Annotated in this window: 28 protein-coding genes and 1 tRNA gene; 19 read left to right on the forward strand and 10 right to left on the reverse strand. The window is 71.3% G+C overall.

Annotated elements, in window-relative coordinates; translation table 11 throughout:
* Positions 1-29 precede the first annotated feature (29 nt).
* A tRNA-Val gene (locus ACGFWJ_RS10795) sits at positions 30-101 on the forward strand.
* 138 nt (positions 102-239) lie between these two features.
* On the opposite strand, the gene ACGFWJ_RS10800 is transcribed toward ACGFWJ_RS10795, so the two are convergent.
* Positions 240-890 carry a response regulator gene (locus ACGFWJ_RS10800; RefSeq protein WP_392947497.1) on the reverse strand — a complete coding sequence of 217 codons (651 nt, stop codon included), beginning with the start codon at positions 888-890 and terminating at the stop codon, positions 240-242.
* Positions 878-2128 carry a sensor histidine kinase gene (locus ACGFWJ_RS10805; protein ID WP_392947500.1) on the reverse strand — a complete coding sequence of 417 codons (1251 nt, stop codon included), beginning with the start codon at positions 2126-2128 and terminating at the stop codon, positions 878-880. The genes ACGFWJ_RS10800 and ACGFWJ_RS10805 overlap by 13 nt, the downstream gene beginning before the upstream one ends.
* Positions 2129-2473: 345 nt before the next feature.
* Between ACGFWJ_RS10805 and ACGFWJ_RS10810 the strand changes: the two genes are divergently transcribed.
* From ACGFWJ_RS10810 to ACGFWJ_RS10845, 8 genes are all read left to right on the forward strand, one after another.
* Complete coding sequence (locus ACGFWJ_RS10810; protein WP_392947503.1) at positions 2474-2968, forward strand: hypothetical protein; 495 nt, start codon at positions 2474-2476, stop codon at positions 2966-2968.
* A 213-nt stretch (positions 2969-3181) separates the two neighbouring features.
* Positions 3182-3793, forward strand: a complete 612-nt coding sequence (locus ACGFWJ_RS10815; RefSeq protein ID WP_392947506.1) for a class I SAM-dependent methyltransferase — start codon at positions 3182-3184, stop codon at positions 3791-3793.
* A 766-nt stretch (positions 3794-4559) separates the two neighbouring features.
* Positions 4560-4913, forward strand: a complete 354-nt coding sequence (locus ACGFWJ_RS10820; protein ID WP_392947509.1) for a hypothetical protein — start codon at positions 4560-4562, stop codon at positions 4911-4913.
* Between the two features lie 100 nt (positions 4914-5013).
* Positions 5014-5769: an ATP-binding cassette domain-containing protein gene (locus ACGFWJ_RS10825; protein WP_392947511.1), complete on the forward strand. Its 756-nt coding sequence runs from the start codon at positions 5014-5016 to the stop codon at positions 5767-5769.
* Entirely contained in the window at positions 5766-7022 is a 1257-nt protein-coding gene (locus tag ACGFWJ_RS10830) for a hypothetical protein (protein ID WP_392947514.1), read from the forward strand. The genes ACGFWJ_RS10825 and ACGFWJ_RS10830 overlap by 4 nt, the downstream gene beginning before the upstream one ends.
* Positions 7023-7032: 10 nt before the next feature.
* The gene (locus tag ACGFWJ_RS10835; protein WP_392947517.1) at positions 7033-7641 is read left to right on the forward strand and encodes a hypothetical protein; all 609 of its coding nucleotides are present in this window, start codon (positions 7033-7035) and stop codon (positions 7639-7641) included.
* 300 nt (positions 7642-7941) lie between these two features.
* On the forward strand, positions 7942-8268 hold the full coding sequence (locus tag ACGFWJ_RS10840; RefSeq protein WP_392947519.1) for a hypothetical protein: 327 nt from the start codon (positions 7942-7944) through the stop codon (positions 8266-8268).
* 125 nt (positions 8269-8393) lie between these two features.
* On the forward strand, positions 8394-8861 hold the full coding sequence (locus ACGFWJ_RS10845; RefSeq protein ID WP_392947521.1) for an NUDIX hydrolase: 468 nt from the start codon (positions 8394-8396) through the stop codon (positions 8859-8861).
* A gap of 185 nt (positions 8862-9046) precedes the next feature.
* Here the strand turns inward: ACGFWJ_RS10845 and ACGFWJ_RS10850 are convergent, their stop codons facing one another.
* Positions 9047-9802: an SDR family NAD(P)-dependent oxidoreductase gene (locus tag ACGFWJ_RS10850; RefSeq protein ID WP_392947524.1), complete on the reverse strand. Its 756-nt coding sequence runs from the start codon at positions 9800-9802 to the stop codon at positions 9047-9049.
* Positions 9803-10147: 345 nt separating this feature from the next.
* Between ACGFWJ_RS10850 and ACGFWJ_RS10855 the strand changes: the two genes are divergently transcribed.
* The 3 genes from ACGFWJ_RS10855 to ACGFWJ_RS10865 are packed head-to-tail and all read left to right on the forward strand — an operon-like array spanning position 10148 to position 11624.
* A complete protein-coding gene (locus tag ACGFWJ_RS10855; RefSeq protein ID WP_392947527.1) occupies positions 10148-10720 on the forward strand; it encodes a flavoprotein in 573 nt (190 codons plus the stop codon).
* Entirely contained in the window at positions 10720-11067 is a 348-nt protein-coding gene (locus tag ACGFWJ_RS10860; protein WP_392947529.1) for a DUF6193 family natural product biosynthesis protein, read from the forward strand. Before ACGFWJ_RS10855 ends, ACGFWJ_RS10860 begins: the two co-directional genes overlap by 1 nt.
* On the forward strand, positions 11064-11624 hold the full coding sequence (locus ACGFWJ_RS10865; RefSeq protein ID WP_392947531.1) for a class IV adenylate cyclase: 561 nt from the start codon (positions 11064-11066) through the stop codon (positions 11622-11624). The genes ACGFWJ_RS10860 and ACGFWJ_RS10865 overlap by 4 nt, the downstream gene beginning before the upstream one ends.
* Positions 11625-11703: 79 nt before the next feature.
* On the opposite strand, the gene ACGFWJ_RS10870 is transcribed toward ACGFWJ_RS10865, so the two are convergent.
* Complete coding sequence (locus ACGFWJ_RS10870) at positions 11704-13050, reverse strand: acyltransferase (protein WP_392947534.1); 1347 nt, start codon at positions 13048-13050, stop codon at positions 11704-11706.
* Positions 13051-13389: 339 nt separating this feature from the next.
* On the opposite strand from ACGFWJ_RS10870, the gene ACGFWJ_RS10875 reads away from it, so the two are divergent.
* Positions 13390-14955, forward strand: coding sequence for an APC family permease (locus ACGFWJ_RS10875; RefSeq protein WP_392947536.1), 1566 nt, complete (start codon positions 13390-13392; stop codon positions 14953-14955).
* Between the two features lie 163 nt (positions 14956-15118).
* On the opposite strand, the gene ACGFWJ_RS10880 is transcribed toward ACGFWJ_RS10875, so the two are convergent.
* From ACGFWJ_RS10880 to ACGFWJ_RS10890, 3 genes are all read right to left on the reverse strand, one after another.
* The gene (locus tag ACGFWJ_RS10880) at positions 15119-15769 is read right to left on the reverse strand and encodes an NAD(P)-dependent oxidoreductase (protein WP_392947539.1); all 651 of its coding nucleotides are present in this window, start codon (positions 15767-15769) and stop codon (positions 15119-15121) included.
* Between the two features lie 121 nt (positions 15770-15890).
* Positions 15891-16154 (reverse strand): DUF4190 domain-containing protein, encoded by a 264-nt coding sequence (locus tag ACGFWJ_RS10885; RefSeq protein WP_392947542.1) that lies wholly within the window; start codon positions 16152-16154, stop codon positions 15891-15893.
* Between the two features lie 16 nt (positions 16155-16170).
* On the reverse strand, positions 16171-16323 hold the full coding sequence (locus ACGFWJ_RS10890) for a hypothetical protein (protein WP_387643258.1): 153 nt from the start codon (positions 16321-16323) through the stop codon (positions 16171-16173).
* 163 nt (positions 16324-16486) lie between these two features.
* On the opposite strand from ACGFWJ_RS10890, the gene ACGFWJ_RS10895 reads away from it, so the two are divergent.
* Both ACGFWJ_RS10895 and ACGFWJ_RS10900 read left to right on the forward strand, forming a co-directional pair.
* Entirely contained in the window at positions 16487-17113 is a 627-nt protein-coding gene (locus ACGFWJ_RS10895; RefSeq protein ID WP_392947545.1) for a TetR family transcriptional regulator, read from the forward strand.
* Between the two features lie 131 nt (positions 17114-17244).
* The gene (locus ACGFWJ_RS10900) at positions 17245-18060 is read left to right on the forward strand and encodes a serine protease (RefSeq protein WP_392947548.1); all 816 of its coding nucleotides are present in this window, start codon (positions 17245-17247) and stop codon (positions 18058-18060) included.
* A gap of 66 nt (positions 18061-18126) precedes the next feature.
* On the opposite strand, the gene ACGFWJ_RS10905 is transcribed toward ACGFWJ_RS10900, so the two are convergent.
* Positions 18127-19545: an aldehyde dehydrogenase family protein gene (locus tag ACGFWJ_RS10905; protein ID WP_392947550.1), complete on the reverse strand. Its 1419-nt coding sequence runs from the start codon at positions 19543-19545 to the stop codon at positions 18127-18129.
* A gap of 66 nt (positions 19546-19611) precedes the next feature.
* On the opposite strand from ACGFWJ_RS10905, the gene ACGFWJ_RS10910 reads away from it, so the two are divergent.
* Positions 19612-20238, forward strand: a complete 627-nt coding sequence (locus ACGFWJ_RS10910) for a TetR/AcrR family transcriptional regulator (protein ID WP_392947553.1) — start codon at positions 19612-19614, stop codon at positions 20236-20238.
* Positions 20239-20323: 85 nt separating this feature from the next.
* Here ACGFWJ_RS10910 and ACGFWJ_RS10915 read toward each other — a convergent pair whose 3' ends face one another.
* Complete coding sequence (locus tag ACGFWJ_RS10915; protein ID WP_392947555.1) at positions 20324-21265, reverse strand: TIGR01777 family oxidoreductase; 942 nt, start codon at positions 21263-21265, stop codon at positions 20324-20326.
* Between the two features lie 118 nt (positions 21266-21383).
* On the opposite strand from ACGFWJ_RS10915, the gene ACGFWJ_RS10920 reads away from it, so the two are divergent.
* The 3 genes from ACGFWJ_RS10920 to ACGFWJ_RS10930 all read left to right on the forward strand — a co-directional run bounded on the left by ACGFWJ_RS10920 (position 21384) and on the right by ACGFWJ_RS10930 (position 24194).
* Positions 21384-21980, forward strand: coding sequence for a TetR/AcrR family transcriptional regulator (locus ACGFWJ_RS10920; protein ID WP_392947558.1), 597 nt, complete (start codon positions 21384-21386; stop codon positions 21978-21980).
* Positions 21980-23620 (forward strand): isovaleryl-CoA dehydrogenase, encoded by a 1641-nt coding sequence (locus ACGFWJ_RS10925; protein WP_392947561.1) that lies wholly within the window; start codon positions 21980-21982, stop codon positions 23618-23620. Before ACGFWJ_RS10920 ends, ACGFWJ_RS10925 begins: the two co-directional genes overlap by 1 nt.
* 88 nt (positions 23621-23708) lie before the next feature.
* A complete protein-coding gene (locus ACGFWJ_RS10930; RefSeq protein WP_387643269.1) occupies positions 23709-24194 on the forward strand; it encodes a hypothetical protein in 486 nt (161 codons plus the stop codon).
* Here the strand turns inward: ACGFWJ_RS10930 and ACGFWJ_RS10935 are convergent.
* Positions 24163-24399 (reverse strand): DUF2277 domain-containing protein, encoded by a 237-nt coding sequence (locus ACGFWJ_RS10935; RefSeq protein WP_392947564.1) that lies wholly within the window; start codon positions 24397-24399, stop codon positions 24163-24165. The two genes, ACGFWJ_RS10930 and ACGFWJ_RS10935, sit on opposite strands and share 32 nt — an antisense overlap.
* Between the last annotated feature and the right edge of the window lie 24 nt (positions 24400-24423).

The raw sequence follows: 24423 nt of genomic DNA on the forward strand, positions 1-24423 counted from the left end.
GCGACCGGCCCACCGGTCCACTTCGGCGCGGGCGCATAGCTCAGCGGTAGAGCGCCGCCCTTACAAGGCGGATGTCGGCGGTTCGAAACCGTCTGCGCCCACTCAGAAGTTGCAGGTCAGAGGCCCTTCCGCCCACCCGGCGGGAGGGCCTCCGACGTTGCCGCACACATTCGGCACACATCGTTGACCCGAAGATCCCCCGGTACTCCAGCCGTAGATCGTGATCACCGACGGGAAGGTCAGGCCCGGGACGCTCCGAGGAACCGCAGCACGGCCAGGACGCGGCGGTGGTCCGCGTCGACCACGGGCAGGTCGAGCTTGGCGAAGATGTTGTTGATGTGCTTCGCCACGGCGCTCTCGCTGACCACCAGCGCCTGCGCGATGCCGGCATTGGAGCGCCCCTCGGCCATCAGACCGAGCACCTCCCGTTCGCGGGGGGTCAGCCGTGCGAGCGGGTTGCTGTCGCGCCGCAGCAGCAACTGGGCGACGACCTGCGGGTCAAGGGCCGTGCCCCCGTCCGCCACCCGCCGGACCGCCGCCACGAAGTCGGCGACATCGGCAACCCGCTGCTTGAGCAGGTAGCCCACACCGCTGGTGTTCGCAGACAGCAGGTCAGCCGCGTACCGCTCCTCCACGTACTGCGAAAGCAGCACCACCGCCGTCCCCGGCCAGCGCCGGCGGATCTCCATCGCCGCTCGCACCCCCTCGTCGGTGAAGTCCGGCGGCATCCGGACGTCGATCAGGGCGAGTTCGGGCCGGTGCTCCGCCACCGCCGCCAACAGCCCTTCCGCATCGCCGGCTTCGGCGGTCACCTGGAACCCGCCGATCTCCAGCACCTTGATCAGGCCGACCCGCAACAGCACCGAGTCCTCGGCGATCACCGCGCGCACGGCAGCTCCGCGGTGATGGTGGTGGGCCCGCCGGCGGGGCTGCTGACGTGGAAGGCCCCGTCGAGGGAGCCGACCCGCTTGGCCAGCCCGGTCAGCCCCGTGCCGGAGGCGGCATCGGCACCGCCCAGCCCGTCGTCGGTGACGCGCACTCGCAGCACCTCGCCGACCTGGCGGACTATCACCTCCGCCTGCATCGCGTGGGCGTGCTTCGTCGCATTGGTCAGCGCCTCGGAGATCACGAAGTACGCGACCGACTCCACGTTGGGCGCCACCCGCTCCTCCAGATCGACCCGCAGCCGCACCGGCAGGGGCGTCCGGGCAGCCAGCCCGGACAGCGCCGCGTCCAGACCTCGGTCCTCGAGCACGGCCGGGTGCAGCCCCCGCACCAGGTCATTGAGTTCGGCGATCGCCTCCTTCGCCTCCAGGTGCGCTCCCGCGATCACCTCGCGGGCATCACTCGGCAGGTCCGGGCGGGTGGCAATGGCCAGACCCAGATTGACCGCGAGAGACACCAACCGCTGCTGGGTGCCGTCGTGCAGGTCGCGCTCGATCCGGCGGCGCTCCGCGTCGACGGCCTCGATCAAGTCGGTCCGGCTCACGGCCAGCTGATCGACCCGCTCCTGGAGCCGCTGCGCCTGGCTGGGCCCGAGCAGGCCCAACGCCAGCCGCGCCTCGGCCCGGGCTGCTGCCCGCGCGGTCCAGGGCAGGGCGCACAGGAGGAGGAGGAGGCCGGCCGCTGTGTAAGCCGGCAGCTGGGTCAGGTAGCCGAACCAGTCCTGGCGGATTCCGGTCGGCAGCGCCCACGACCAGGCGCAGGCGGTGGCGCCCGCCAGGCATGCCGCTGCCACCGCGAGCACCAGCAGCTCCAGCAGCGCGAGCAGCGGGCCCAGCACGAGGTGGTAGCCGATCTTGCGCCAAGGCCGCGTCGCCGCGAGCCACCGGGCGGCCGAGGCCCACGTCCATCGTTCCGGCGCGGTGGGGGTGAGCCGGGGGACGTTCACACCGATGAGCACCCGGTAGCGAACCCGCTGAACGGCCGTCAGCACCGGGGTGCCGAGCAGGACCAGGGCGGTCGACACGGAAACCGTGAAGAGCCAGTTCCCCGTCCTGGCGGTAGTCGTCGCCGCCCAGGCCCACACGGGCACCAGCGCCAGGTGCGGCAGCACGCCGGCGGCAAGAAAACCGGTGTCCCGCTGCGCCCGGAGGACCGTGCGTCTCAGTCCAGCTGGAATCGTCATGGCACGACGCTAGGGCACCGCAGGAGGACGGCGCCATGAAGCCTGTACCCGATCTCATGGTGAACCTAGTACCACCTGTAGATCTTGATCCCGGCCTGTCGGCGGACAGCATCTCGGGTCGGTAGGCCGGCTTCTGCTGGCCGTCACGGGGCTCATGGAGGGAAATCGACCAGCGTTCGAACTGCTTCCGGCGGGGCAGACCGGATCACCTCGCAGTGTCGCCGGATGCGGAAGGTGTACCTAGCGCCACCATCAAGTCGGATAGGAGGGCTACTGCCTCGGGTGTGCGCGATCGACATGCTGATGTTGTGCCCGAGGGGCGGGCACGGGAGGGAGTCACGTGTCATGGCGAGCACTCAGCTGACCGGTGTTCATTCGCTCCGTCCGGTCCGGGTGGACGCCGGTTCGGGCTCCGGTGTCCCGCGGATCACGCCGAAGGCCGCAGCCGCTTCGCCGTTCCCTCTGCTGCTTCGCCGGGCGGGCACGGTCCTCACCGTGTTCGGGCTGGCGATGATTCCCTGGCTGGTCTTCCTGCACACCGGGCTGCCGGCCACCGCTCAGGCCTCGCACTGGGCCTGGACGTGGACGGGTCTGGACAGCTTCGAGGCGCTCGGCCTGCTCTCCATAGGACTGCTCCTCAGGCGCGGCGACAGCCGGGCCTGCCTGACCTCCGCCGCGACCTCGGCCCTGCTGCTGGTCGACGCCTGGTTCGACACCATGACGGCTGCCCCGGGTTCGGACTTCAAGCAGGCGGTGCTGATGGCGGTCTTCGCCGAGTTGCCGCTGGCGGTGGCCTGCGCGGTTCTCGCGACCCGGACCTTCCCTCGGCCGGGCCGCTGAGTGGAAGAGCTCCTGACGAGATCGGCGCTTGCGGTCCGGTCCGTTCCGGGAAGGCCCCGGCCTGCCGCAACGGCGGTCCACGGGCGGTTCGTCCGGCCCGCTCGGGTCGACTGCCGACAGATTCGGCACCGGCGCAAACGGATTGCACACAAACACAACTGATTGACCATCGGGGATGCTCCGAGGGTCCAATCGGATATTTGGGGAGGAATTATGAGGAATTCGCGGGCATTGATCGGCGCGGGTGCTGCCGCCGCCGTCGCCACCTGGTGGTTCACCGACTCCGCGCCGTACCCGTACTCTCAGCGCTGGCTGCTCGACCTGCCGCTGCCGTTCCTGACTCTGAAGCGTTTGGACCACGTGCTGCAGGCCCGGGAGGGCGAGAGGATCCTGGAGATAGGCCCCGGAACCGGCCTGCAGTCGCTGCACGTCGCGCCGCAGCTGGGCCCGAACGGCCGGCTGGACATCGTGGACATCCAGCAGGAGATGCTCGACCACGTGGGCCGCCGGGCCAAGGAGCAGGGCGTCGACAACATCGTGCCGAACTGCGCCGACGCACATGAACTTCCTTTTGCGGATGGCTCGTTCGACGCGGCCTACGTGGTGACGGCGCTGGGCGAGATCTCGGATCCGGCGCGTACGCTGGCCGAGCTGCGCCGGGTGCTGAAGCCGTTCGGGCGGCTGGTGGTCGGCGAGTTCTTCGACAGGCATCAGATCCGGCCGTCCTCGCTGATCAGCCTGGCGGAGGGTGCCGGGCTGCGGGTCGCCCGGCTGTACGGTCCGCCGTTCGCGTACTACGCGGTGCTGCGTCCGATCGACGCCTGACAAAGGCGCTCACGGGCTCCCTTCCGCTTCTCCCGGATCGTGTTGAACGTCCAAGCACCGAACGTGACAAGCCCAGCGGCGGCCAGGGAACCGGTGCACTCGGCGCCGGCGGACAGCAGCAACTCCCTCCGCACTGGGCACCGCCGGGGGCCAGAGGGTGGTCGAGCCGTTAGCGCGCTGTTGGTCGCGGCGCCCGAGCTCAGTGACGGTGCGGCGGATTTGCGTCGGACTGTCTCGCCGTTTCTCGTCCGGCTGGGTGCTGCCCGCAAGCTCGGCGGCGTCGGCCCAGGTCACCACACTGGGTGGCCGAACGCGAGGACGGCGGAGTTCCGCAGGTCAGAGCCTTGCCTGGAGAGCACTTCCAAGCCGGATGTCGGCGGTTCGAAACCGTCTGCGCCGACTCGGGAGTTGCGGGTCAGGGGCCCTTCTTCCGATCCGGTGTGCGGTATGCCAAGAGTAGGCAATGGAACTGTTGCGTAAACGTGACGTTACGCTCCGGAGTTGCCAATCGGGGAATTGCCTGGCCAGCGACCGCCGATGTGGCGGACTGTCATATTCGACGGCACGCCTATGCAGAATTTATGGGATGAATTGGGGCGAAGATCGCCAACCTTCGCCCTTGTTTGGATCGGCCGCATGCGGAAGGCTCCCGGTGGACCGGGTGGCGCCACCTCGGATCACCCGGTGTCCAGGCCAAGGGTGCGGGGGTTCCGCGCTGCAACGCGAAACCCCCTCCCCGCCATCGTGATGAGTTTGGGAGAACATCATGGCGAAGACCGCAACCCCGGTTGACGGGGTGCGTTCGACGATAGTAAGGCTCGGTGTCGTCGCGTCGTTCGCGGCGGTGGCGTTGGTAGGCGCTGCGCCGCTCGCCGTCGCCTCCGGTCAGAGTGGCTCGGTCAACAACTGCTACTCGACCTGGGGCAGCACCGGCACGTCGGCGCACTGCTACAACACCAACGACACGGGCTACTACCAGAACGAGGCCTACTGCGGCGGCGTGGACCACGACCGGGCCTCTGGGTGGAACTACATCACCAAGGGCTCGACGGTCAGCAACTGGGGTCAGCTGGACTGCACTTGGTCCATCCGATACTCCGACGTGTGGTTCAAGTACTAGAGATCTGAACCGCCCCGAAAAGGGTGGTGGCAAGCACTGTGAGGCACGGCTGTGCGCCCCCCTTTCCAGGGGCGCACAGCTCCGGTGGGAAAGGCGCGGCGTGGAGCCGAGGGTGCGGGTGGTCGGCCTGGTGCAGGGGTACCGGGGGCGGCGGGTGATCGATGGGCTCGACCTGTCGGTCGGGGAAGGCGTGCTGGGGCTGCTCGGTCCGAACGGGGCGGGAAAGAGCACCCTGTTACGGACCCTCGCCACGGTGGCGCCGCCGCTCGGCGGGACGCTGGAGGTGTGCGGGGAGCCGGTCCGCTCGGAGCGGACGGCACGAGTGTTGCGGCGACAAATCGGCTACCTGCCACAGGACTTCGGGTACTTCCCCGGGTACACGGTGGAGGAGTTCGTCCGCTACTGCGCCTGGTTGCGCGAGATGCCCGACGCGCAGGCCGCAGAGGCTACCCGGCAGGTCGTCGAGGCGGTCGGGCTCGGTGACCGGGCGCGCGCCCGGATGAAGTCGCTGTCCGGCGGGATGCTCCGCCGGGCCGGGATCGCCGCTGCGCTGGTGGGTGAACCCGCGCTGGTTCTGCTGGACGAACCGACGGTGGGTCTGGACCCGGCACAACGGTTGGAGTTCCGCGCCCTGATCCGGACGCTGTCCGGGGCGGGCGTGGTGCTCAGCACCCACCTGGTGGAGGACGTCGCGGCCGTCTGCGACCAGGTCGCAGTGATGAACGAAGGACGTCTGGTCTTCCGGGGCACGCCGGGGGAGTTGGCGGCGTTGGCGCATCCGGGCGATCCGGGTGACAGCCCGCTGGAGCGCGGCTACATGCGCGCCCTCAGCGGCCGGCAGGCGGTGCGCCGATGAGCCGGGCGTACCGGACGGAGCTGCGCCGCTCGCCGCTGCGGTGGGTGTTTCCCGTGCTGGTGGCGGTGGTGCTGCTGGTGCTGTTCGGGCGCGGCAGGTCGTGGATCGGGGTGTGGTCGCAGGCCAGTGCCGCGGCGCAGATCCCGGCGTTCTACCTCGGCCCGGCGATGGCGGGTGCGGCGGCCTGGTCCGCGGCTGCCCGCCGCCGTGCCGGTGTGGAGGTCGGCCTGGGTGCGGCCCGGCCGTCGTGGCGGATCGAGGCCGTCCAAGTGGCTGCGGTACTGACGTACGGTCTGGGCGCCTACCTGGTCGGCGTCCTGGCCGCGATCGCGGTGACCGTGCGGGACGGCGGGCCGAGTTTCTGGTGGCCCGGCTACGTGCTGCTGGGGGCGGTGCTGATCACCGGTTGCGCGGCGTTGGGGCACCTGGTGGGGCGCAGGACCCGGTCATTGTTCGCCGTACCAGTGGTGTGCACGCTGGGGTCCCTGGTGTTCCTCGGGCTGGTCGGGTTCGTTCCCCAGGGCACGTCACCGGGCATCGGCCTCGCGGTCCTGTCTGGCCATCCCGGGCGGACGGTCTCGGCGTGGCCACTGATCGTCCGGGCTGCCGCTGCCCTGTCGCTGGTCTGGCTCGCGATGGTTGCCGGACGGCAGGTGCGTACCAGGACGGACGGGCCGGAGTGGCGGCGCGCCAGGTCGTTTGGCACGGCGGGAGGGGTGCTGGCCCTGGCCGGTTCGCTGGTGCTGTGGGCGCTTGCCGGACCGCTGGTGGTGCAGCGGTCTGCGCCCTCCCGTCCGCTGTGCACCGACGGGGTGCCGAAGATCTGCGTGTGGCCGGAGAGCCGGCGCTACCTGCCCGAGCTGCAGGAGATGGCCGGGCGGGCGGCGGCGCTTCCCGCCGGGCGGTTCCGGGTGCCGGCGCAGTTCGCGGAGGACGGAGTGGACGGGCGCCCGCTCGATGGCGGGAACGGGTTCGTCCTGCGGGAGGGGGAGACCTGGGAGGCGGCGACCTCGATGGCGATCGCGACTGCCGAGGCGACGATCCCGCTGTCGTGTCGGCGGGCGGGCGCGGACCAGTGGGAGCTGATCGCCTGGCTCACGGCCCGGATCGCCGGCCATGGCGCTCCGGTGAGCGTCCACGGCGGGCCGCCGGGCGTCGACCAGGAGGCGGTCGGACGCCTGGTCGACCAGCCGGAGGAGGCCCAACTCGCGTGGGTGAACCAGCGGTTGCCGCACGGCGGCGAATGTGCCTGAACCCACCCTGATGCTGTTCGCGCGCCCGCGCCGAGCCGGCCAGGCAGTGCTTGCCGCAGCGGGGCTGACGGCCCTTCAGCTGTGGCTCGGCTCGATCGCACTGAGACTTCCCGGAGCGAACGGCGACAGCACGCTTCAACTCCGAATGGCGCTGGCCGCCGCCTGGGCCGCACTGGCGGCAGCGTCGCTGCACAGCGGGATGAACGGCTGGGAAGCCGCCGGCGGCCCCCGGGTCCGTCGGGCCGAACGAGCCCAGCTGTTGGCCGCCGGGGCGGTGGCGCTGGGCCTGGCGGTCGGCACGGAGACGATCGCCTCCGGTCCGGCGAGCGCGGCCGCGGTGGGACGGGCTCTGCTGATCTGGTGGGGGATCGCAGTGCTCTCCGGTCGCGTGTTCGGGCGTCAACAGTGCTGGATTCTGCCGATAGTGACGATCTTTCCGCTGACCTACCTCGGCTGGAGTCCGTCCGGCACGGTCTACTGGTGGAACTGGCCGTGGGCGGATCTGTGGAGTTCGGCCTGCTGGGCACTGGCAGCGGGCTCGCTCACGGCGGGCGCGGCGGCCTGGTGGCTGACACCGTGGCGGCTGCGAGCGCTGACCCGCCGACGGTATACCTCGTAGGTCGGCGGCTTCTGTCCAGGGCCGGCAAGGATGCTGACTGCCCAGCAGGCTGCAATTCCTGGCCGACCTGCGGTGTCGGCAGGGCCGCGAAGGGGCGATGGGCCTGCGATACTGGCGGGGGTGCGGTGAGGTCGATCGGCAGGTGCAGGCGCCGGCGACCAGGAGGTCCGCAGCCGGCCTCGCAGCACGGCACCCCGGATCAGGGGCCTGTTGGGCGACGTTTCTGCAGACCGGAAGCCCTTTCGTCGATCCGGTGGAGAGGCTCTGGCATTCGGTGGACCTACCAGGAGGGCGCGGACGGTGAGTGAGTTCCTCATGAGGGCGGACGAGGAGATGCTGGAGTTCTTCTCCCAGATCGCCGACGTGCTCCAGACCTTCGGCATCTCCCGGGCCGAGGCCGTGGCCCGGGTGAACCGTGCCTGGGGTCACGAGACGTTCGATCCCTATCCCGACCTGATGTGCCACGAGTCGCCCGAATATTGGGCTCACGGCATGTATTACCACGACGGCTTGGACCAGGGCGGGACGGTGCCGTACTGGGAAGAGAACCCCGACCGCAGCAGCTGGCTGATCACACCGCCGCCGCCCGCCGACTCCCCGGCCTGGACCCTGCCCCGGGAGCCGTGACCGCACAGGCTCTCGCCGGGCGGCGGCCCCGGGGCATGGTGTTTTCGGCCGATTCGCCGCACACCCCGACGAACTCCGGGCGCGCGGCCGTAACGTGTGGACGACCCCGACGACGGAGGTGGCCCGTGCCGAGGCGTGACTACGAGGACGATCCGAACGCACCGAAGGCCAACAGCCTCGTCCCGGCGGCAAGCGTCGTGGTCGTCGGCGAGGACGGCCGGGTGCTGCTCCAGCGCCGCACCGACAACGGCATGTGGGCCCTCCCCGGCGGCCGGATGGACGTCGGAGAGTCCCTGGCCGGGTGCGGCATCCGGGAGACCCGGGAGGAGACCGGCCTCGACATCGAGATCACCGGGATCGTCGGCACCTACACCGACCCCGGGCACGTCTTCGCCTACGACGACGGCGAGGTCCGCCAGGAGTTCAGCATCTGCCTGCTCGGACGGCCGACCGGCGGTCAACTCCGAGTCTCCGCAGAGTCGTTCGAGGTGGCCTGGTTCACGTCCGAGCAGACCGACAGCCTGCCGATGGTGCCCAGCATCCGCAAGCGCCTGTCGGACTGGCGGTCGGGGCGGTTCCCGGTCGTTCGCTGATTCCGGATATGACGAACCGCCACGGGTCAGTCGCGCTGACGGATGATCAGGTCGGCGAGTTCGGCCAGTGAGTCGACCGTCCAGTCCGGGTTCGGCGAGCCGTGATCCACTGCCCGAGATCACGGGGCGACGCCGTGACGGACTGAGCGCCAAGGACTACCTGGCCTGCGTCGGACCGTGCGGGCTCAGACTGCGAAGCCACCGTCCACCGCCAGCTCCGCGCCTGTGACGTATCGGGCGCTCTCGCCGGCCAGGTATGAGACGGCGTCCGCGACCTCCGCCGCCGTGCCGTAGCGGCCGAGCGCGGTGAAGCCACGCTGGAAGTCGGCGGAGTCGCCGTCGCCCGGGTTCATGTCGGTGTCGATCGGGCCCGGGTGGACCAGATTGACGGTGATCCCGTGCGGGCCGAGTTCCCGGGCCATGCCCTTGGTGAAGCCGATCAGAGCGGCCTTGCTGGTCGCGTAGAGCGCGCTTCCGGGGAAGGCCACCCGCTGGGCGATGCAGCTGCCGATGCTCACGATCCGTCCGCCCTCCACCAGGTACTGCAGCGCCGCCTGGGCATAGAGGTAGGGCGCGCGAACGTTCACTGCCAGCACCCGGTCGATCTGGTCGCATGTCACCGCCTCGATCGGTCCGACGGCGCCGACACCCGCGTTGTTCACCAGGATGTCCAGCCGCGTGAACCGCTCGGCGACCGCCGCCACCGCGCCGTACACCGCCTCCGGGTCTGCGCTGTCCGCGCGGACGGCCCAGCCGCTCCGCCCCATCGCGGTGATCTTGGCGACCACCTCCTCGGCCAACTCGGCCGAGCCCTGGTAGGTCAGCGCCACGTCTGCGCCGTCCTCGGCCAGCCGCAGCGCGACCGCCGCCCCGATCCCCCGGCTGCCGCCCGTCACCAGCGCCACCTTGCCGTCGAGCGCCGTCACACCGTTCATCGTCATCTCCGTAAAGCTTCCTGTTCCGGTCTTGGACACGCTCAATCCAAGATCGGAACGCCTTGCGGATCCGGCGGTATTCAGACGTCACGTTCAATCTTCAACGACGACTCCGTACACCCCGGAAGTACGGACCGACCCTGGCTGCTCGGTCCAGTGCGGTCCGCCCGCCGGATCGGCAGCCACGTGGACCAAGGGGCAGCTCGGCCGGCGGACCGCCGCCGTCCAGCACCGCGCGCCGAGCTGGTCAACGTCGGTCAGCTCGGCCTCCGCGGGTAGGTCCCGGCCGGACGGCGCGAGTTTGAGGACGGGCCCTGGCGCCGGTGGGTGGTGGGCCGGTTGCATGGGGGGATGGAGACTGGTGAGGCCGGGCGGCCGGTGGTGTATCTGTTCGGGGCGGCGGCGGGGGCGGTGTTCGGGCTACCGGAGGTGGTTCGGGAGGCGCGGGGGCGGGGCTGGGAGGTGGCGGTCGGGCTGACGCCGACGGCGCGGGGGTGGCTGGAGGCGCGGGTGCCGGGGCTGGAGGAGTTGACGGGGTACCCGGTGAAGTCGGCGTACCGGTGGCCGGGCCAGCCGGATGTGCTGCCGGTGCCGGACGTGGTGCTGTTCGCCCCGGCGACGTTCAACTCCTTCAACAGCCTGGCGCTCGGTCTCACCACGTCCTGGGTGGTCGGTTACGCGGCGGAGGCGCTCGGTAAGGGCATTCCGGTGCTGGTCATGCCGTGCGTGAACACCGCGCTCGCCGCGCACCCCCAGTTCGCCCGCAGCGTGGCCACGCTGCGCGAGGCGGGCGTGCACGTCCTGCTCGGCGAGGACGGTTTTGTCCCGAACGAGCCGGGCACCGGCGACGCCCTCCCGTTCCCGTGGGACGCCGCGCTGCGGGCGGTGGAGCGGGTGCTGGGCGGGCAGGAAAGCAGCGACTGATGGAGGAGAAGGAGGAACGCCGTGCGGCGTGGACGGCCCTCGCGGAGTGCTGGGGTCCGGCGAGGGACCACGGCTGGATCGGGACGTCGATGGGAGATCTGCTGCGCCTGGCTCTCGCCGAGCCGAGGCTGGCGGAGTTCTGGCCGTGGACGGGGATGAACGAGCTGCACCTGTCGACCAGCCAGGACTTCCGCGACTTCGGGAAGGACTCGTTCCCGGCCGTCGCCGCCTGGCAGGGCGGCTACCGGGTCCTGGCCGCGCCGGCGCGGCAGGGGGCGGAGACGGTGCTGGAGACGACCGATCCGGCCGAGGCGCTGGCGTGTCTGCTGGAGTTGATGGGCCGATGACGATCGAGGCGGAGCTGAAGGCCCGGGTGCGGGAGCCGGTGGAGTTGGTGGCGCGGCTGACAGCGGCGGCCGGGGCGGCCGGGCGGGTGGAGGTGTACCGGGACGTGTACTTCGATCGGCCCGGTGGGGAGTTGGGGGCGGTCGGTGCCGAGCTGCGGGTGCGAACGGTGACGGGCCCGGCCGGGATGCGGACGGTGCTGACGTACAAGGGGGCGGCGCTGGACGCGGGCTCCAAGCCGGAGACCGAGACACTGGTGGCCGATCCGGTGGCGTTGCGGGCGATCCTGCGCGGCAGCGGGCTGGTGGAGACGATCGCCTTCGAGAAGCGGTGCCGGAACTGGGAGCTGACCGAGGACGGCCGCCCGCTGCTGGCCACCGTGGTGGAGGTGCCGGAGCTGGCCGGGGTGTTCCTGGAGGTGGAGACCCCGGCGGCGGACGCGGCGGAGCTGCCGTCCGCGCTGGCGGCCGTCCGCCGTGCGGTGCGCCGGCTCGGGGTCGCGGACGCGGAGCTGACCACCGAGCTGTACACGGACGCCGTCGCCAGGGCGAGGGAATGACGCGAGTCGGAGCAGCTTGCGCTTCTTGACCCGGCCGGGTCTGCCCGTCCCGCACGGCGCGGTGAGTGAGTGACGCGAGTCAGAGCAGTTTGCGCGGGCCGACCGAAGGAAGGGGATCGGAGGGGTCGCGGTAGGGGTGCAGCAGGGCGGACGCGCCGCGCAGCTTCGCCGCGAGGCGGGCCGGCAGCACGAGTGTCCAGAGCAGGCCCTCGCCGCCGGGGCCCTCGACCAGCCAGGAACTCCAGGGGAGCTGGAGGGTGGCGGCGGGGCTGAAGGCGATCGGGCGGTGGCCGGCCAGGGGGAGGTCGTGCAGGCCGAGGCGGCACCAGCTGGAGATGGTGAGGGTGCGGCGGGCGGGGTCGAAGCCGGCGGGGACGCAGTCGGTGATCCGGTCGCGGCCGATGTGCTGGAGGAAGCGCTGGTTGCTCCGCAGGGAGAGGTGCCGGGTGGTGAAGTCCTCGACGGCGGTGCGCAGCTCGGCGGCGTAGCGGGCGGGGGTGGTGCCGGGCCGCCAGGGCAGCCGGATCTCGCCGAGCAGGTTGCCGAGGGCGCCGTCGGGGAGGCCGAGGGGGCGGCGCAGGTTGACGGGGAGGGTGAGGGTCTGTTCGGCGTCCTGGTGTCCGTCGAGTTCGCGCAGGACGTGCAGCAGGTGGGCGCAGAGCGCGTCGTTGGTTGAGAGCGGGCGGCCGGCCTCGGCGGTGAGTGCGGCGCGCAGGCGCTGGAGCTCGGCGGGGGCGAACCAGATCTGCACGGTGCGGTTGGCGAGGCCGGCGGCGGCGATGGTGCGTTGCAGTTCGGCGGCCTCGGCGGGGTCGGGCAGCCGGAGGGAGGGGACTCCGCTGTCCTCGGCGGGGAGGTGGGCGTCGAGCTGGAGTTCGCGGTCGGCGGTGGGGGAGAGTGCGGGCGGCTCGGTGCCTTCGGTGCAGGCGGACCAGGTGCGCAGCAGCAGGGCGAAGGTGTGCATGTCGCCGACGGCGTGGTGCCAGGAGATGCCGAGAGCGCCGGTGCCGTCGGCGAGGCGGGTGAGTCGGACGGTGAGCAGCGGCAGGCGGGTCCGGCGGGCTTCGGTGGCGCGGACGTGGTCGACCAGGCCGTTCGCGGGCAGCGCCATCCGGTCGAGGGCCTCGGTGAGGGTGTGGGGGGAGTCGGCGACGGTGAAGGGGACGCCGGTGTCGTCGGTGTCGATGCAGAGGTCGCCGTCGGCGGTGGTGCGCAGGCGGCCGGCGAATTCGGGGAGCCGGGCGAGGGCGCGGGCGAGGCCGTCGGCGAGGGCGTCGGCGTCGAGCGGACGGTCGTGGAAGAGGACCACGGAGACGGGGAGGTCGGCGAGCAGCAGGTCGCCGACGGAGCAGCGGACGGGCCCGGGTCCGGGGCGGCCGGCCCGGACGGTGCGGATTTCGGCGTCGGACGTCGGCGTGCCGGTCATACCGGTCCCCTCCCTGGAGTGACGGGGGAACCATAGGGGCCTGCGGGTGGGGGAAACCAGAGGTGTCCGAACGGTCGCTGACGCGTCGTCCGGGCGGCCGGTTCCGATCCCGGGCAGGTATGTGTCGTTTCTCATACTGATGCCCGAAAGGGTCGAAAGGTGGTGAGCTGCGGTTTTCGTCCCGGGTTAATACGCCGTTCACGGGGGTGAAACGAAGGCGTTAGCCGCTAAAGGATCATGCAATCGACGAAAATTGAGCCTATCAGCTGACGAAACGCAGGTGAACCGCAGGCTTCTGCCGTGGTCTGCTGCGGAAACAGTGGGAGTTACGGTTCCCGCATGGTTCAGCTCGACAATCGCCCGGGAGCCGGCGCCGACGTCGCCACCGGCTCGGACGCCCCTGGCGGCGTCCGCTCCAAGGGCCTCAACAGCAACTCGATAGGTCTGCTCGGCAACGCCGTGATCGGCGTCTCCACGGTCGCCCCGGTGTACTGCCTGACGACGACGCTGGGCACCACCGTGGCCGCCGTCGGCCTGCAGATGCCGGCGCTCTTCCTGGCCGGCTTCCTGCCGATGCTGCTGGTGGCCTTCGCCTACCGGGAGCTGAACAAGGCGATCCCCGACAGTGGCACCTCCTTCACCTGGACGGTGAAGGCGTTCGGCCCGAAGGTCGGCTGGATGTGCGGCTGGGGCCTGGTGATCGCCACGATCATCGTGCTGTCCAACCTCGCGGGCGTCGCCACCGAGTACCTGTACCTGCTGCTCGGTGAGATCACCCGCAGCGACTCGGTCGCCGCGCTCAACGACAACAAGCTGGTGCACGTGGTCACCTGCCTGGGGCTGATCGCGATCGCGACCATGATCAGCTACCGCGGCATGACCGCCACCAAGGGCGTCCAATACGCCCTGGTGGGTCTTCAACTGGTCGTTCTCGCCGTGTTCGGCGTGATGGCGATCGTCAAGGCCACCGGCAACGGCGATGCCGGGTCGCTGCACTTCTCCTGGAGCTGGTTCAATCCGTTCGAGGCCAGCTCCTTCACCGCGTTCGTGGCCGGTCTGTCGCTCTCGCTGTTCATGTACTGGGGCTGGGACGCCTCGCTGAGCGCCAACGAGGAGACCGGCGGCAGCGAGAAGACCCCCGGCCGGGCCGCGATGCTCGCCATGGTGGTCCTGGTCGGCTCCTACCTGTTCACCGCCGTCGCGGTGCAGATGTACGCGGGCGTCGGCACCACCGGCACCGGCCTCGGCAACCCGGAGACCTCCTCCAACGTGCTCGCCGTGCTGGCCGGCCCGGTGATGGGCCCGGCCCTCGGCGTGATGCTGTTCGTCGCCGTGCTGGCCTCCGCCTCCGCCAGCCTGCAGACCACCTTCATCCCGGTCAGCCGCACCGTGCTGGCGATGAGCGTGTACGAGGCGCTGCCGTCCTCCTTCACCGAGGTCAACGAGCGCTACAAGACGCCGGGCCGGGCGATCATCACCGCCGGTGTCGGCACCGGCGCGTTCTACACCGTGATGACCATGGTCAGCTCGCACGTGCTGGCCGACACCATCGCTGCGCTGACGCTGATGATCTGCTTCTACTACTCGCTGACCGCGTTCGCCTGCGCCTGGTACTTCCGCGGCGACTTCCGCAACTCGGTCCGCGACGCGGTGCTCAAGGTGGTCTTCCCGCTGATCGGTGGCCTCACCCTGGCCGCGATCTTCAGCAAGTCGCTGGTCGACATGATCGACCCGTCCTACGGCAGCGGCAGCTCGGTGTTCGGCATCGGCAGCGTCTTCGTGGTCGGCGCGGGCCTGCTGGCGCTCGGCCTGGTCGTGATGGCCGTGATGACGCGGCGCAGCCCCGCGTTCTTCCGCGGCGAGGTGCTTACGCGTGACACTCCGGCGCTGGTGATCCCGGAGTGAGCTGAGGGAGAGCTGCGCGACAAGCGCCGGCCCGTCCGCAAGGTCGCGATCAAGTGCAGGTCATTGTCCTGCGTCGCGATCTTGCGGTCGGGCCCTTCCGTTTCGCGCAGCTCCGCCCCCTCGCTTCGCTGGGGGTACCCCCAGCGCCCCCGGTTTGCCACCCTCAGTACGCGACGGTGAAGCGCTCGCCGATGTGCTTCGGCCGCTCGATCTCGTCCACCAGGGCCACCGCGTAGTCCTCGGTGGAGATGCGGCTCTCGCCGTCGGTGCCGATCAGCAGGTCCTCCAGGCCCTCGCGGTAGGTGCCGGTGCGCTCGCCGGGGGCGATGGTGGCGGCGGGGGAGAGGCTGGTCCAGCGCAGGTCGGTGACGGTGCGGAGGAAGTCCAGCGCGTCGCCGTGGGCGTGCATGATCTGGAGCAGGAACTCGGGCAGGCCCTCGGTGTCCCAGACCTGCTTGCCGTCGGGGGTGCGGAGCGAGCCGGCGCCGCCCACCGCGATCAGTCGCGGGGTGTCGGTGCCCAGCGTGCGCAGGCCCGCCACCAGGGATTCGGCGGACGGGGCGATCAGGGCCTGGTGGCCCGGCCCGTCGCCGCCGCCGACCGCGCTGACCACCACGGCCGACCCCTTGGCGTGCTCGGCGACCGAGGCCGGGTCCAGCACGTCTCCGGTCGCCACCGTCAGCGCCGGGTGGGTGACCGTCAGCTTTGCCGGGTCGCGGACCACGGCGGTGACGGTGTGGCCGCGGCGCAGCGCCTCGGCCAGTACGCGGGAGCCGATGGTGCCGGTGGCGCCGTACAGGGTGATGGTGCTCATGGGGGGTGTCTCCTCGTTGCCGTTTTCGGTCTGCTTCTCGACCGTACGGCGGGCCGTCGCCGGTCGGCGAGGTACCGGGCCGACAGGCCGTGGTGAAAAACGGACACCCCCGCTGCGCTGCTCAGCCCAGGCGGAACAGGGTGCCGTGGCCGGTGGCCAGGGTGGCGGCGAGGACGGCCAGGTCGGCGAGGCCGAGGACCAGGCCGAGGCGGGCCCGGTGGGGGCGGGCGGTGCCGCGGTGGAGGGCGAGGGCGGCGAGGGTGACGGCGATCGGGCCGAGGACCAGGTTGAACAGCAGCAGTCCGAGCAGGCCGAGCACGAACGAGGCGACGGCCAGCTGGTCGGCTTCCGGGGCGGCGGGGCGGGTGATGTGCTGGGCGGACATGGCGGGCGCTCCGGGGTCAGTGGCGGCGGGTGCGGGTGAGCTGCTCGCGGGCGCCGAACAGCAGCAGCCAGGTGGCGACGGCGCCGGCCGCGGCGAGGGCGACCGGCCCGGGCAGGTGGGCGGCGGCCCCGGCGAGCAGGCCGAGGGCGAGCAGGGCGAGGAGCAGCATGGCGGCCTCTCCGGTTCGGGTGCTTCGGTGCATCGACACTGCGACGATGCGACGACGCGACGACGGGACGGGGCGGCGTTTCGGCTAACAACTGTTCGCTGAAACCCTGTCAGCACTGTAGCGGGGCTGGAGATTTTCGGCAAACAGTTGTTTACTGAGCGCCGTGACCACGACCCCCGCCCCCGGCGTCCGCCAGGCCCAGAAGCAGGCCAGCCGCCGCGCCCTGCTGGATGCGGCCCTCGCCCTGCTGGAGGGGCAGAACCTGAGCGGCCTCGGCGTGCGCGAGGTGACGCGGGCGGCCGGGCTCTCCCCGGCGGGCTTCTACCGGCACTTCGCCGACCTGGCCGAACTGGGCGTGGTGCTGGTGCGGGAGTCGCTGGCCAACCTGCACGAGATGGTCCGCGCGGTGTTCGTGGGCAGTGGCGATCCGGAGCAGTTGATCGACCGTTCGGTCGAGGTGATCGACGCGCACGTGGCCGAGCATGCCACGTACATCCGTTTCCTGGCCCGCGAGCGGCACGGCGGGGTGAAGCCGGTGCGGGACGCGGTCGGTGCCGAACTGCGGCACTTCGCGGAGGAGTTGGCCGAGCTGCTGGCGCCGCGGCCGGAGCTCGCGGACTGGTCGCCGAGTGAGCGCCGGATGCTGGCCGAGCTGTACGTGGACCGGATGGTCAGCACGGCGCTGGCGCTGGTCGAGGCCGATCCCGCCGAGCGGGTCGCGATCGCGGACACGGTGCGCACCCAGCTGCGGCTGATCACGCTGGGAAGCCGTCATTGGAAGGCGAGTTGAAGGTGAGTTGACGGCGGGTTGGCGCCGTCTTGAGGGAAATCCGGGGGTGCGGTCACTCTTGACATAGTGTCATGGGCGCGCCAATTTAAGGGAACCCCAGTGGGACCCCGCATCCCTGAGAGGCAACCCCCATGAAGAAGCCGCTCATCGGCGCGCTCGGCACCGTTCTGCTCGCCGGGACCGCCCTGGTCACCGCCACCCCCGCGTCCGCCGTCACCGTCAACCTGGCCGGGACGGTCGCGCTCAGCAACTGTTCCGGCTCGCTGATCCGGATGCCCAACTCCGTGGACACCGACCCCGGACTGATCCTGACCAACGGCCACTGCCTGGAATCCGGCATGCCGGCCCCCGGCCAGGTGATCACCAACAAGGCGTCCACCCGCAGCTTCACCTTGCTCAGCGGCAGCGGCAGCAGCCTCGGCACGGTGCGCGCCAACCGGGTCGTCTACTCGACGATGACCGACACCGACGTCACCATCTACCGGCTGACCACCAGTTACGCGAGCATCAAGAACACCTACGGGATCTCGCCGCTGACCATGTCCAACACCCATCCGGTGGCAGGCAGTGCGATCAAGGTGCCCTCCGGCTACTGGAAGACCATCTACTCCTGCAACGTGGACGGCTTCGCCTACCGCCTCAAGGAGAGCAGCTGGACCTTCCAGGACTCGCTGCGCTACACCTCCGGCTGCAACATCATCGGCGGCACCTCCGGTTCCCCGGTGGTCGACGTCAACACCGGCCAGGTCGTCGGAGTGAACAACACCAGCAACGAGGACGGCCAGACCTGCACGCTCAACAACCCGTGCGAGGTGGACCAGAACGGCGCGGTGACCATACACCCCGGCATCGGCTACGCCCAGGAGACCTACACCATCCCGAACTGCTTCGCCCCGGGCAATCTGCTCGACCTGACCCGGGCAGGCTGCGTGCTGCCCCGCCCGTAGCCGGGCCCGAACGCGCGCAGCCACCCGGCTCCCCTCCGCGGGTGGCTGCGCGCGTTCCGCGGCGTTCTACAGGAAGCGGCGCAGCAGCCGGGACTTCGCGGCGGTGAACGGCGGGTAGGCGAGCCGCAGGGTGTCCAGCGCCAGCGGCTTGGACAGCACCGCCTTGGTGTGGCTGAACGTCTCGATCGAGTACCGGCCGTGGTACCCGCCCTGGCCGCTCTCGCCGACGCCGCCGAACGGCAGCCCGGGGACGGACAGATGGGCGTTCGGGACGCCGAAGGCCAGCGCCCCCGAGGACGTTTCGGCGGTCAGCCGGCGCCGGGTGTGCGCGGAGGCGGTGAAGGCGTACAGCGCCAGCGGCTTGTCCCGGGCGGTGATGAACGCGATCGCGGCGTCCAGGTCGGGCACCCGGACGATCGGCAGGACGGGGCCGAAGATCTCCTCGCGCATCACCGGCGCGTCCGGGTCGACGTCGGCCAGCACGGTCGGGGCGAGGTAGCGGGTGGCGCGGTCGTGCTCGCCGCCGGTGACGGTCCGGCCGTCGGCCAGCAGCGCCGTCAGCCGCTCGAAGTGGCGCTCGTTGACGATCCGTCCGTAGTCCGCGCTGCCGGCCGGGTCCTCGCCGTACATCTCCGTCACGGCGGCGGCCAGTTCGGTCTCCAGCGCGGGCGCGGCGTCGCCGATCGCGAGGACGTAGTCGGGGGCGACGCAGGTCTGGCCGGCGTTCATGAACTTGCCCCAGGCGATCCGGCGGGCCGCCGCGGCCAGATCGGCGCCGGGCTCGACGACCGCCGGGCTCTTGCCGCCCAACTCCAGCGTGACCGGGGTGAGATGGCGGGCGGCGGCGGCCATCACGATCCGTCCGACCGCGCCGTTGCCGGTGTAGAAGATGTGGTCGAAGCGCTGCTCCAGCAGAGCGGTCGTCTCCGGTACGCCGCCCTCGACCACGGCCACGGCCTGCGGGTCGAGGACCTGCGGCAGCCAGTGCGCGAGCGCCGCGGAGGTCGCCGGGGCGAGCTCGGAGGGCTTGACCACCACGCAGTTGCCCGCCGCGATCGCGCCGACCAGCGGGGCCAGCGCCAGCTGCAGCGGGTAGTTCCACGGGCTGATCACCAGCACCGTACCCAGCGGCTCGCGCACCGTCCGGGCCCGGGCGGGCGCCAGCGCGAGCGGCACCGCGACCCGGCGCGGGCGCAGCCAGCGGCCGAGATGGCGCAGCGTGTGGTCGATCTCCTTGACGGTGAACCCGATCTCGGTGACGTACGCCTCGGTCGGGCTCTTGCCGAGATCGGCCTTGAGAGCGGCCGCGAACGTCTCCTCCTGCTCGACCAACAGGTCGCGCAGCGCCCGGAGTTGGGCCTTGCGCCAGGCGAGCGGCCTGGTCCGGCCGGTGGCGAAAGTGGCGTTCAGGCGGGAGACGGTCGCTGCCGCGTCGGCCTGCTGGGCGGTGTCGGTGGGCGTGGAAACGCCGGTGGGAGCGTTCATGCTGCCGAGCATAAACGAAACGAAGTGTTTTCGTTTCGTTTTGGGTTCACCCGTAGGCTGGGGCGCATGACCCGCATCGCACCCCCCGCCACCCAGGACGGCCCGCGCCGGGGCCGCCCCCGCGACGCCGCACGCGACCGGGCCATCCTGGACGCCACCTTGGCCGTCCTCGCCGAGAACGGCTACGGCGCGCTGACCACCGCCGCGGTGGCCGCCCGCGCGGGGGTCTCCACTGCCACGCTCTACCGGCGCTGGTCCTCCAAGGACGAGTTGGTGATCGCCGCCGCCGCGACCCACGTCGAGGACATCCACGCCCAGCCCGACACCGGCACCCTGGAGGGTGACCTGCGGGTCCTGCTGCGCGACAAGGCCGCCGCGCTCACCGGCGAGGCCGGGCGCCTGATGCAGGCGCTGGTGGGCGAGGCGGCGCAGAACGTCGCGTTGGCGGACGCGCTCACCACCGCGTTCCTGGAGCCGGTGCACCGGCGGGTTGCCGAGGCGGTTCGGCGGGCGGCGGAGCGAGGTGAGATCGCGGCTGTCGCGGAAGTGGACCTGCTCGGGGCGGTGGTGGTGGGGCCGCTGATGAGCCGCTTTCTGCTGATGCCGCGGCCGGATCAGGTGGATGCGGCGACGGCGCAGGCGGCGGCTGACCGTTTCCTGCCGTTCGCGTTGCGGGCCGTCGGGGGGCGGTGAAAGGCGGGGACCGGAAACGGCGGAACGCTCAGCGCCCTGTTGGCCATCCGCAGGCACGGCCCCGCCGTTCCCCGGGCCCCTGATTTCACGCTCTGCGGATGCATCGGACCAGGTCGGCGGCGGCTTCGGGCCAGTGGGTGTGGTCGAAGTCGAAGCCGGCCTCCAGGAGGCGGCCGGGGACGACTCGGCGACTTTTGAGGAGCAGCTCGGTGTCCGAGCGGGCGGCGAAGGCGCCGATCTCGGCCATCCAGCGGGTGGCCGGGAGGCCGATCGGGATGCCCCGGGCGGTGCGGACGGCGTGCATGAAGTCGCGGTGGGGGACGGGGTTGGGGGCGGCGAGGTTCACCGGGCCGGTGAGGTCTTCGCGGATGGTCAGGAAGTCGAGGGCGCGGACGAGGTCGTGGCCGTGGATCCAGGACATGTACTGCTTGCCGCCCGCTACGGGGCCGCCGAGTCCGAGTCGGGCCAGGCGGAGGAGGAGGTCGAAGGCGCCGCCCCGGCCGGGGCTCATCACCATGGCGGTGCGCAGTGCGACCTTGCGGGTGTGCGGGGTGTTCGACTCTTCCTGGGCGCGTTCCCAGGCTTTGGCGATCTCGACGCTGTAGGCCCAGTACGGCGGGACGTCCGGTTCGTTGCCGCCGAGCAGGCCGGTGGTTTCGTCGTTGGCGGCGTCGAAGCGGTGGGCGTAGATGGTGGCGGTGCTCATCTGGAGCCAGACGCGGGGTGGGCGGGTGGCTGCCGCGATGGCCTTGCCGACCGCGCGGGTGGAGTCCACGCGTGAGTCCATCATCGAGCGGATGTTGGCGGGTGTGTAGCGGCAGTTGACGGTCCGCCCGGCGAGGTTGACCACCAGGTCGCTGCCGTCGATCGCCTCGGTCCAGGGGCCGGGGGTGCGGCCGTCCCAGTGGATCTCCCGGTCGCGGGTCGGCTGTCTGGTGAGGATCACCACCTGGTGGCCGGCGGCGGTCCATTCGCGTTCCAGGAGTCTGCCCACGTTCCCGGTGCCTCCGGGCAGCACGATCTTCATCAAAGCCCTCCCCATTGCTGCTGATGGGGCGAGCGTAGCGAAAAGTGAACGCGTTCAAAATGCCGGGGCCCCGCCCGAGTCCTTCCTGAAGCACTGAATCGGTGCTTCAATTCTTTGCGTGGCCTACCGACGCACCGCCGCCGTCCAGGCCCGGCTCGACGGTCAGCGCGAGGCCGTCCTGCGGGCCGCCGTCGCTCTGCTCGCCGAACGCGGGTACACCGGGTGTTCGATGGCGGCCGTCGCCGATCGGGCCGGCATCGCGACCGGCAGCATGTACCAGCACTTCGACGGCAAGGCCGACCTCGCCGTCACCCTGTTCCGCACCGTCTGCGGCCGGGAGATCGCCGCCGTCACCGAGGCCGCCGAACGGGCCGACGACCCGCTGGACGGTGTCGCCGCGGTGGTCGCCACCTTCGCCGCCCGTGCTCTGAAGTCGCCCCGGCTGGCGTACGCGCTGCTCGCCGAACCCGCGGACCGGGTGGTCGAGGCCGAACGCCTGGTGTTCCGGCGGGCGTTCCGGGACCTGATCGCCGGACGCATCGATCAGGCCGTGGCGAACGGTCAACTCCCCGCCCAGCGCGCCGAACTGACCGCCGCCGCGATCGTCGGCGCGGTCGGCGAGGCACTGGTCGGCCCGCTCACCGACGGACAGCCGCCGGAGACCGTACTGCCCGAGCTCGTCACCTTCACCCTGCGCGCCCTGGGAGGGCACTGATGGCAAGCACTCACGAGGTCACCAACCAGGTCCCCGACCCGTTCGGCCACGACGTCGCCGAGGACCCCACCCTGCTGGCCGCCCTGCACCGGGCCGGCGCCGGCTGGGCCACCGGCGAACTGCATGCCCTCGGCCGCCTGGCCGGCACCGAGCAGGCCGCCGACTGGGCCCGGCTCGCCAACGACAACCCGCCGGTGCTGCGCACCCACGACCGCCACGGCCACCGCATCGACGAGGTCGAATTCCACCCGTACTGGCACGAGTTGATGCGCACCGCGGTCGAGCACGGCCTGCACGCCGCGCCCTGGCAGGACGAGCGGCCCGGCGCGCACACCGCCCGCGCCGCCAAGTTCTACGTCTGGGGCCAGGTCGAGGCCGGACACACCTGCCCGATCTCGATGACGTACGCCTCCGTCCCCGCCCTGCGCACCAGCCCCGAACTCGCCGCCGCCTACGAGCCGTTGCTGGCCGCCCGCGAGTACGACTTCGGGCTGCGCGAGCCGCACGGCAAGCGCGGGCTGATCGCCGGCATGTCGATGACCGAGAAGCAGGGCGGCTCCGACGTCCGCACCAACACCACCCGTGCCGTCCCCGTCGGCGACGGCACGTACCGGCTGGTCGGCCACAAGTGGTTCACCTCCGCCCCGATGTCCGACCTGTTCCTGACGCTCGCCCAGGCCCCCGGCGGACTCTCCTGCTTCGTGCTGCCGCGCGTCCTGCCCGACGGCAGCCGCAACGCGCTGCGCCTGCAGCGGCTCAAGGACAAGCTCGGCAACAAGTCCAACGCCTCCTCCGAGATCGAGTACGAGGACGCGGTGGGCTGGCTGGTCGGCGAGGAGGGCCGCGGCGTGCGGACCATCATCGAGATGGTCAACATGACCCGGCTGGACTGCACCATCGGCGCCGCCTCCGCGATGCGCTACGGCGCGCTGCGCGCCCTGCACCACGCGAGCCACCGGCACGCGTTCGGCAAGCCGCTGGTCGAGCAGCCGCTGATGCGCAACGTCCTCGCCGACCTGGTCGTCGAGTCGGAGGCCGCCACCGCGATCGCCATGCGCCTCGCCGAGGCCACCGACCGCGCCCTGGCCGGCGACCAGCAGGAGGCCCGGTTCCGCCGCCTCGGCCTGGCCGTCGCCAAGTACTGGGTGTGCAAGCGCGGCCCCGGGCACGCCGCCGAGGCCCTCGAATGCCTGGGCGGCAACGGCTACGTCGAGGAGTCCGGCATGCCCCGGCTCTACCGCGAGGCCCCGCTGGTGTCGATCTGGGAGGGCTCCGGCAACGTCGCCGCCCTCGACGCGCTGCGCGCGATGGCCCGCCAGCCCGAATCGGTGGCCGCCGTGTTCGACGAGCTCGACGCCGCGAGCGGACTCGACCCGCACTTCGACACCGCCGTCGCCGACCTCCGCAAGGACCTCGCCGACCCCGAGCACCTCGAGTACCGCACCCGCCACCTGGTCGAACGCCTCGCCCTCACCCTCCAGGCCTCCGCGCTGCTCCGCCACGGCGACCCCGCGGTGGCCGAGGCCTTCACCACCACCCGCCTCGCCGGCCACTCCGGCCTGGCCTACGGCACCCTGCCCACCGGCGTCGACACGGCGGCGATCCTCGCCCGGATCCCGTCGCTCCCCACCGGCTCGTGATTCCGGTCCGGGGCCCGGAAGGGCCCCGGATAAGCGCTGCTAGCGTGGCGGACGATCTCGTTCCGTGGGTTGAAGGGTTGCGCCGGCGATGGCCAAGTTCCTGCTGAGTCTGCATCTGATAGTCGCCGTGCTGGCCGTCGGTCCGGTCGCGGTGGCGGTGAGCATGTTCCCGCGGAAGGCGAAGGCGGCGCTGGCGGCGGGCCCGGAGCAGGTGAACGCGCAGGCCTCGGTGCGGCTGCTGCACCGGATCAGCAACGTGTACGCGCTGATCGGAATCGCGGTGCCCCTGCTGGGCGTCGGTACGGCGCAGGCCATGGGCGTGCTGGGCAACGCCTGGCTGATCGCCTCGATCGTGCTGACGGCCGTCGCCGCGGGTGTGCTGCTGCTGTTCGTGCTGCCCGGTCAGCAGGCCACCGTGGACGCGCTGGACGCGACCGAGAACCAGGAGGCGGAGACCACCCGGGCCACCGGCATGCTGAAGATGCTCCCGATGACCGCGGGCCTGTTCAACCTGCTGTGGATGGTCGTCCTGGTGCTGATGGTCATCCGGCCGGGGTCGACGAACGGGGCGTGACGCCGCGCACCTCGAGACCGGCCAGCAGTTCGGCGGTGGCGGCCGTGACGGCGGCCACCGCCGCGTCGAACACCTCCCGGTTGTGCGCGGCGGGAGCACGGAACCCGGAGATCTTCCGGACGTACTGGAGCGCCGCCGCGTGCACGTCCTCGGGAGTGGCGTCGGGCGTCATCGGCGGGCGGAGCGTCTTGATGCTTCGGCACATGCCTCCAGTCTGCTCCGACCCACC

Source organism: Kitasatospora sp. NPDC048407, from assembly GCF_043200475.1.
Lineage (GTDB): Bacteria > Actinomycetota > Actinomycetes > Streptomycetales > Streptomycetaceae > Kitasatospora.

What these genes read in the sequence shown, in the direction of transcription:
- ACGFWJ_RS10805 (WP_392947500.1), bottom strand. Translation starts at nt 2,128, where the DNA reads ATGACGATTCCAGCTGGACTGAGACGCACGGTCCTCCGGGCGCAGCGG.
- ACGFWJ_RS10810 (WP_392947503.1), top strand. Translation starts at nt 2,474, where the DNA reads ATGGCGAGCACTCAGCTGACCGGTGTTCATTCGCTCCGTCCGGTCCGG.
- ACGFWJ_RS10815 (WP_392947506.1), top strand. Translation starts at nt 3,182, where the DNA reads ATGAGGAATTCGCGGGCATTGATCGGCGCGGGTGCTGCCGCCGCCGTC.
- ACGFWJ_RS10820 (WP_392947509.1), top strand. Translation starts at nt 4,560, where the DNA reads ATGGCGAAGACCGCAACCCCGGTTGACGGGGTGCGTTCGACGATAGTA.
- ACGFWJ_RS10830 (WP_392947514.1), top strand. Translation starts at nt 5,766, where the DNA reads ATGAGCCGGGCGTACCGGACGGAGCTGCGCCGCTCGCCGCTGCGGTGG.
- ACGFWJ_RS10835 (WP_392947517.1), top strand. Translation starts at nt 7,033, where the DNA reads ATGCTGTTCGCGCGCCCGCGCCGAGCCGGCCAGGCAGTGCTTGCCGCA.
- ACGFWJ_RS10850 (WP_392947524.1), bottom strand. Translation starts at nt 9,802, where the DNA reads ATGACGATGAACGGTGTGACGGCGCTCGACGGCAAGGTGGCGCTGGTG.
- ACGFWJ_RS10855 (WP_392947527.1), top strand. Translation starts at nt 10,148, where the DNA reads ATGGAGACTGGTGAGGCCGGGCGGCCGGTGGTGTATCTGTTCGGGGCG.
- ACGFWJ_RS10860 (WP_392947529.1), top strand. Translation starts at nt 10,720, where the DNA reads ATGGAGGAGAAGGAGGAACGCCGTGCGGCGTGGACGGCCCTCGCGGAG.
- ACGFWJ_RS10865 (WP_392947531.1), top strand. Translation starts at nt 11,064, where the DNA reads ATGACGATCGAGGCGGAGCTGAAGGCCCGGGTGCGGGAGCCGGTGGAG.
- ACGFWJ_RS10870 (WP_392947534.1), bottom strand. Translation starts at nt 13,050, where the DNA reads ATGACCGGCACGCCGACGTCCGACGCCGAAATCCGCACCGTCCGGGCC.
- ACGFWJ_RS10875 (WP_392947536.1), top strand. Translation starts at nt 13,390, where the DNA reads ATGGTTCAGCTCGACAATCGCCCGGGAGCCGGCGCCGACGTCGCCACC.
- ACGFWJ_RS10880 (WP_392947539.1), bottom strand. Translation starts at nt 15,769, where the DNA reads ATGAGCACCATCACCCTGTACGGCGCCACCGGCACCATCGGCTCCCGC.
- ACGFWJ_RS10885 (WP_392947542.1), bottom strand. Translation starts at nt 16,154, where the DNA reads ATGTCCGCCCAGCACATCACCCGCCCCGCCGCCCCGGAAGCCGACCAG.
- ACGFWJ_RS10890 (WP_387643258.1), bottom strand. Translation starts at nt 16,323, where the DNA reads ATGCTGCTCCTCGCCCTGCTCGCCCTCGGCCTGCTCGCCGGGGCCGCC.
- ACGFWJ_RS10900 (WP_392947548.1), top strand. Translation starts at nt 17,245, where the DNA reads ATGAAGAAGCCGCTCATCGGCGCGCTCGGCACCGTTCTGCTCGCCGGG.
- ACGFWJ_RS10905 (WP_392947550.1), bottom strand. Translation starts at nt 19,545, where the DNA reads ATGAACGCTCCCACCGGCGTTTCCACGCCCACCGACACCGCCCAGCAG.
- ACGFWJ_RS10910 (WP_392947553.1), top strand. Translation starts at nt 19,612, where the DNA reads ATGACCCGCATCGCACCCCCCGCCACCCAGGACGGCCCGCGCCGGGGC.
- ACGFWJ_RS10915 (WP_392947555.1), bottom strand. Translation starts at nt 21,265, where the DNA reads ATGAAGATCGTGCTGCCCGGAGGCACCGGGAACGTGGGCAGACTCCTG.
- ACGFWJ_RS10925 (WP_392947561.1), top strand. Translation starts at nt 21,980, where the DNA reads ATGGCAAGCACTCACGAGGTCACCAACCAGGTCCCCGACCCGTTCGGC.
- ACGFWJ_RS10930 (WP_387643269.1), top strand. Translation starts at nt 23,709, where the DNA reads ATGGCCAAGTTCCTGCTGAGTCTGCATCTGATAGTCGCCGTGCTGGCC.
- ACGFWJ_RS10935 (WP_392947564.1), bottom strand. Translation starts at nt 24,399, where the DNA reads ATGTGCCGAAGCATCAAGACGCTCCGCCCGCCGATGACGCCCGACGCC.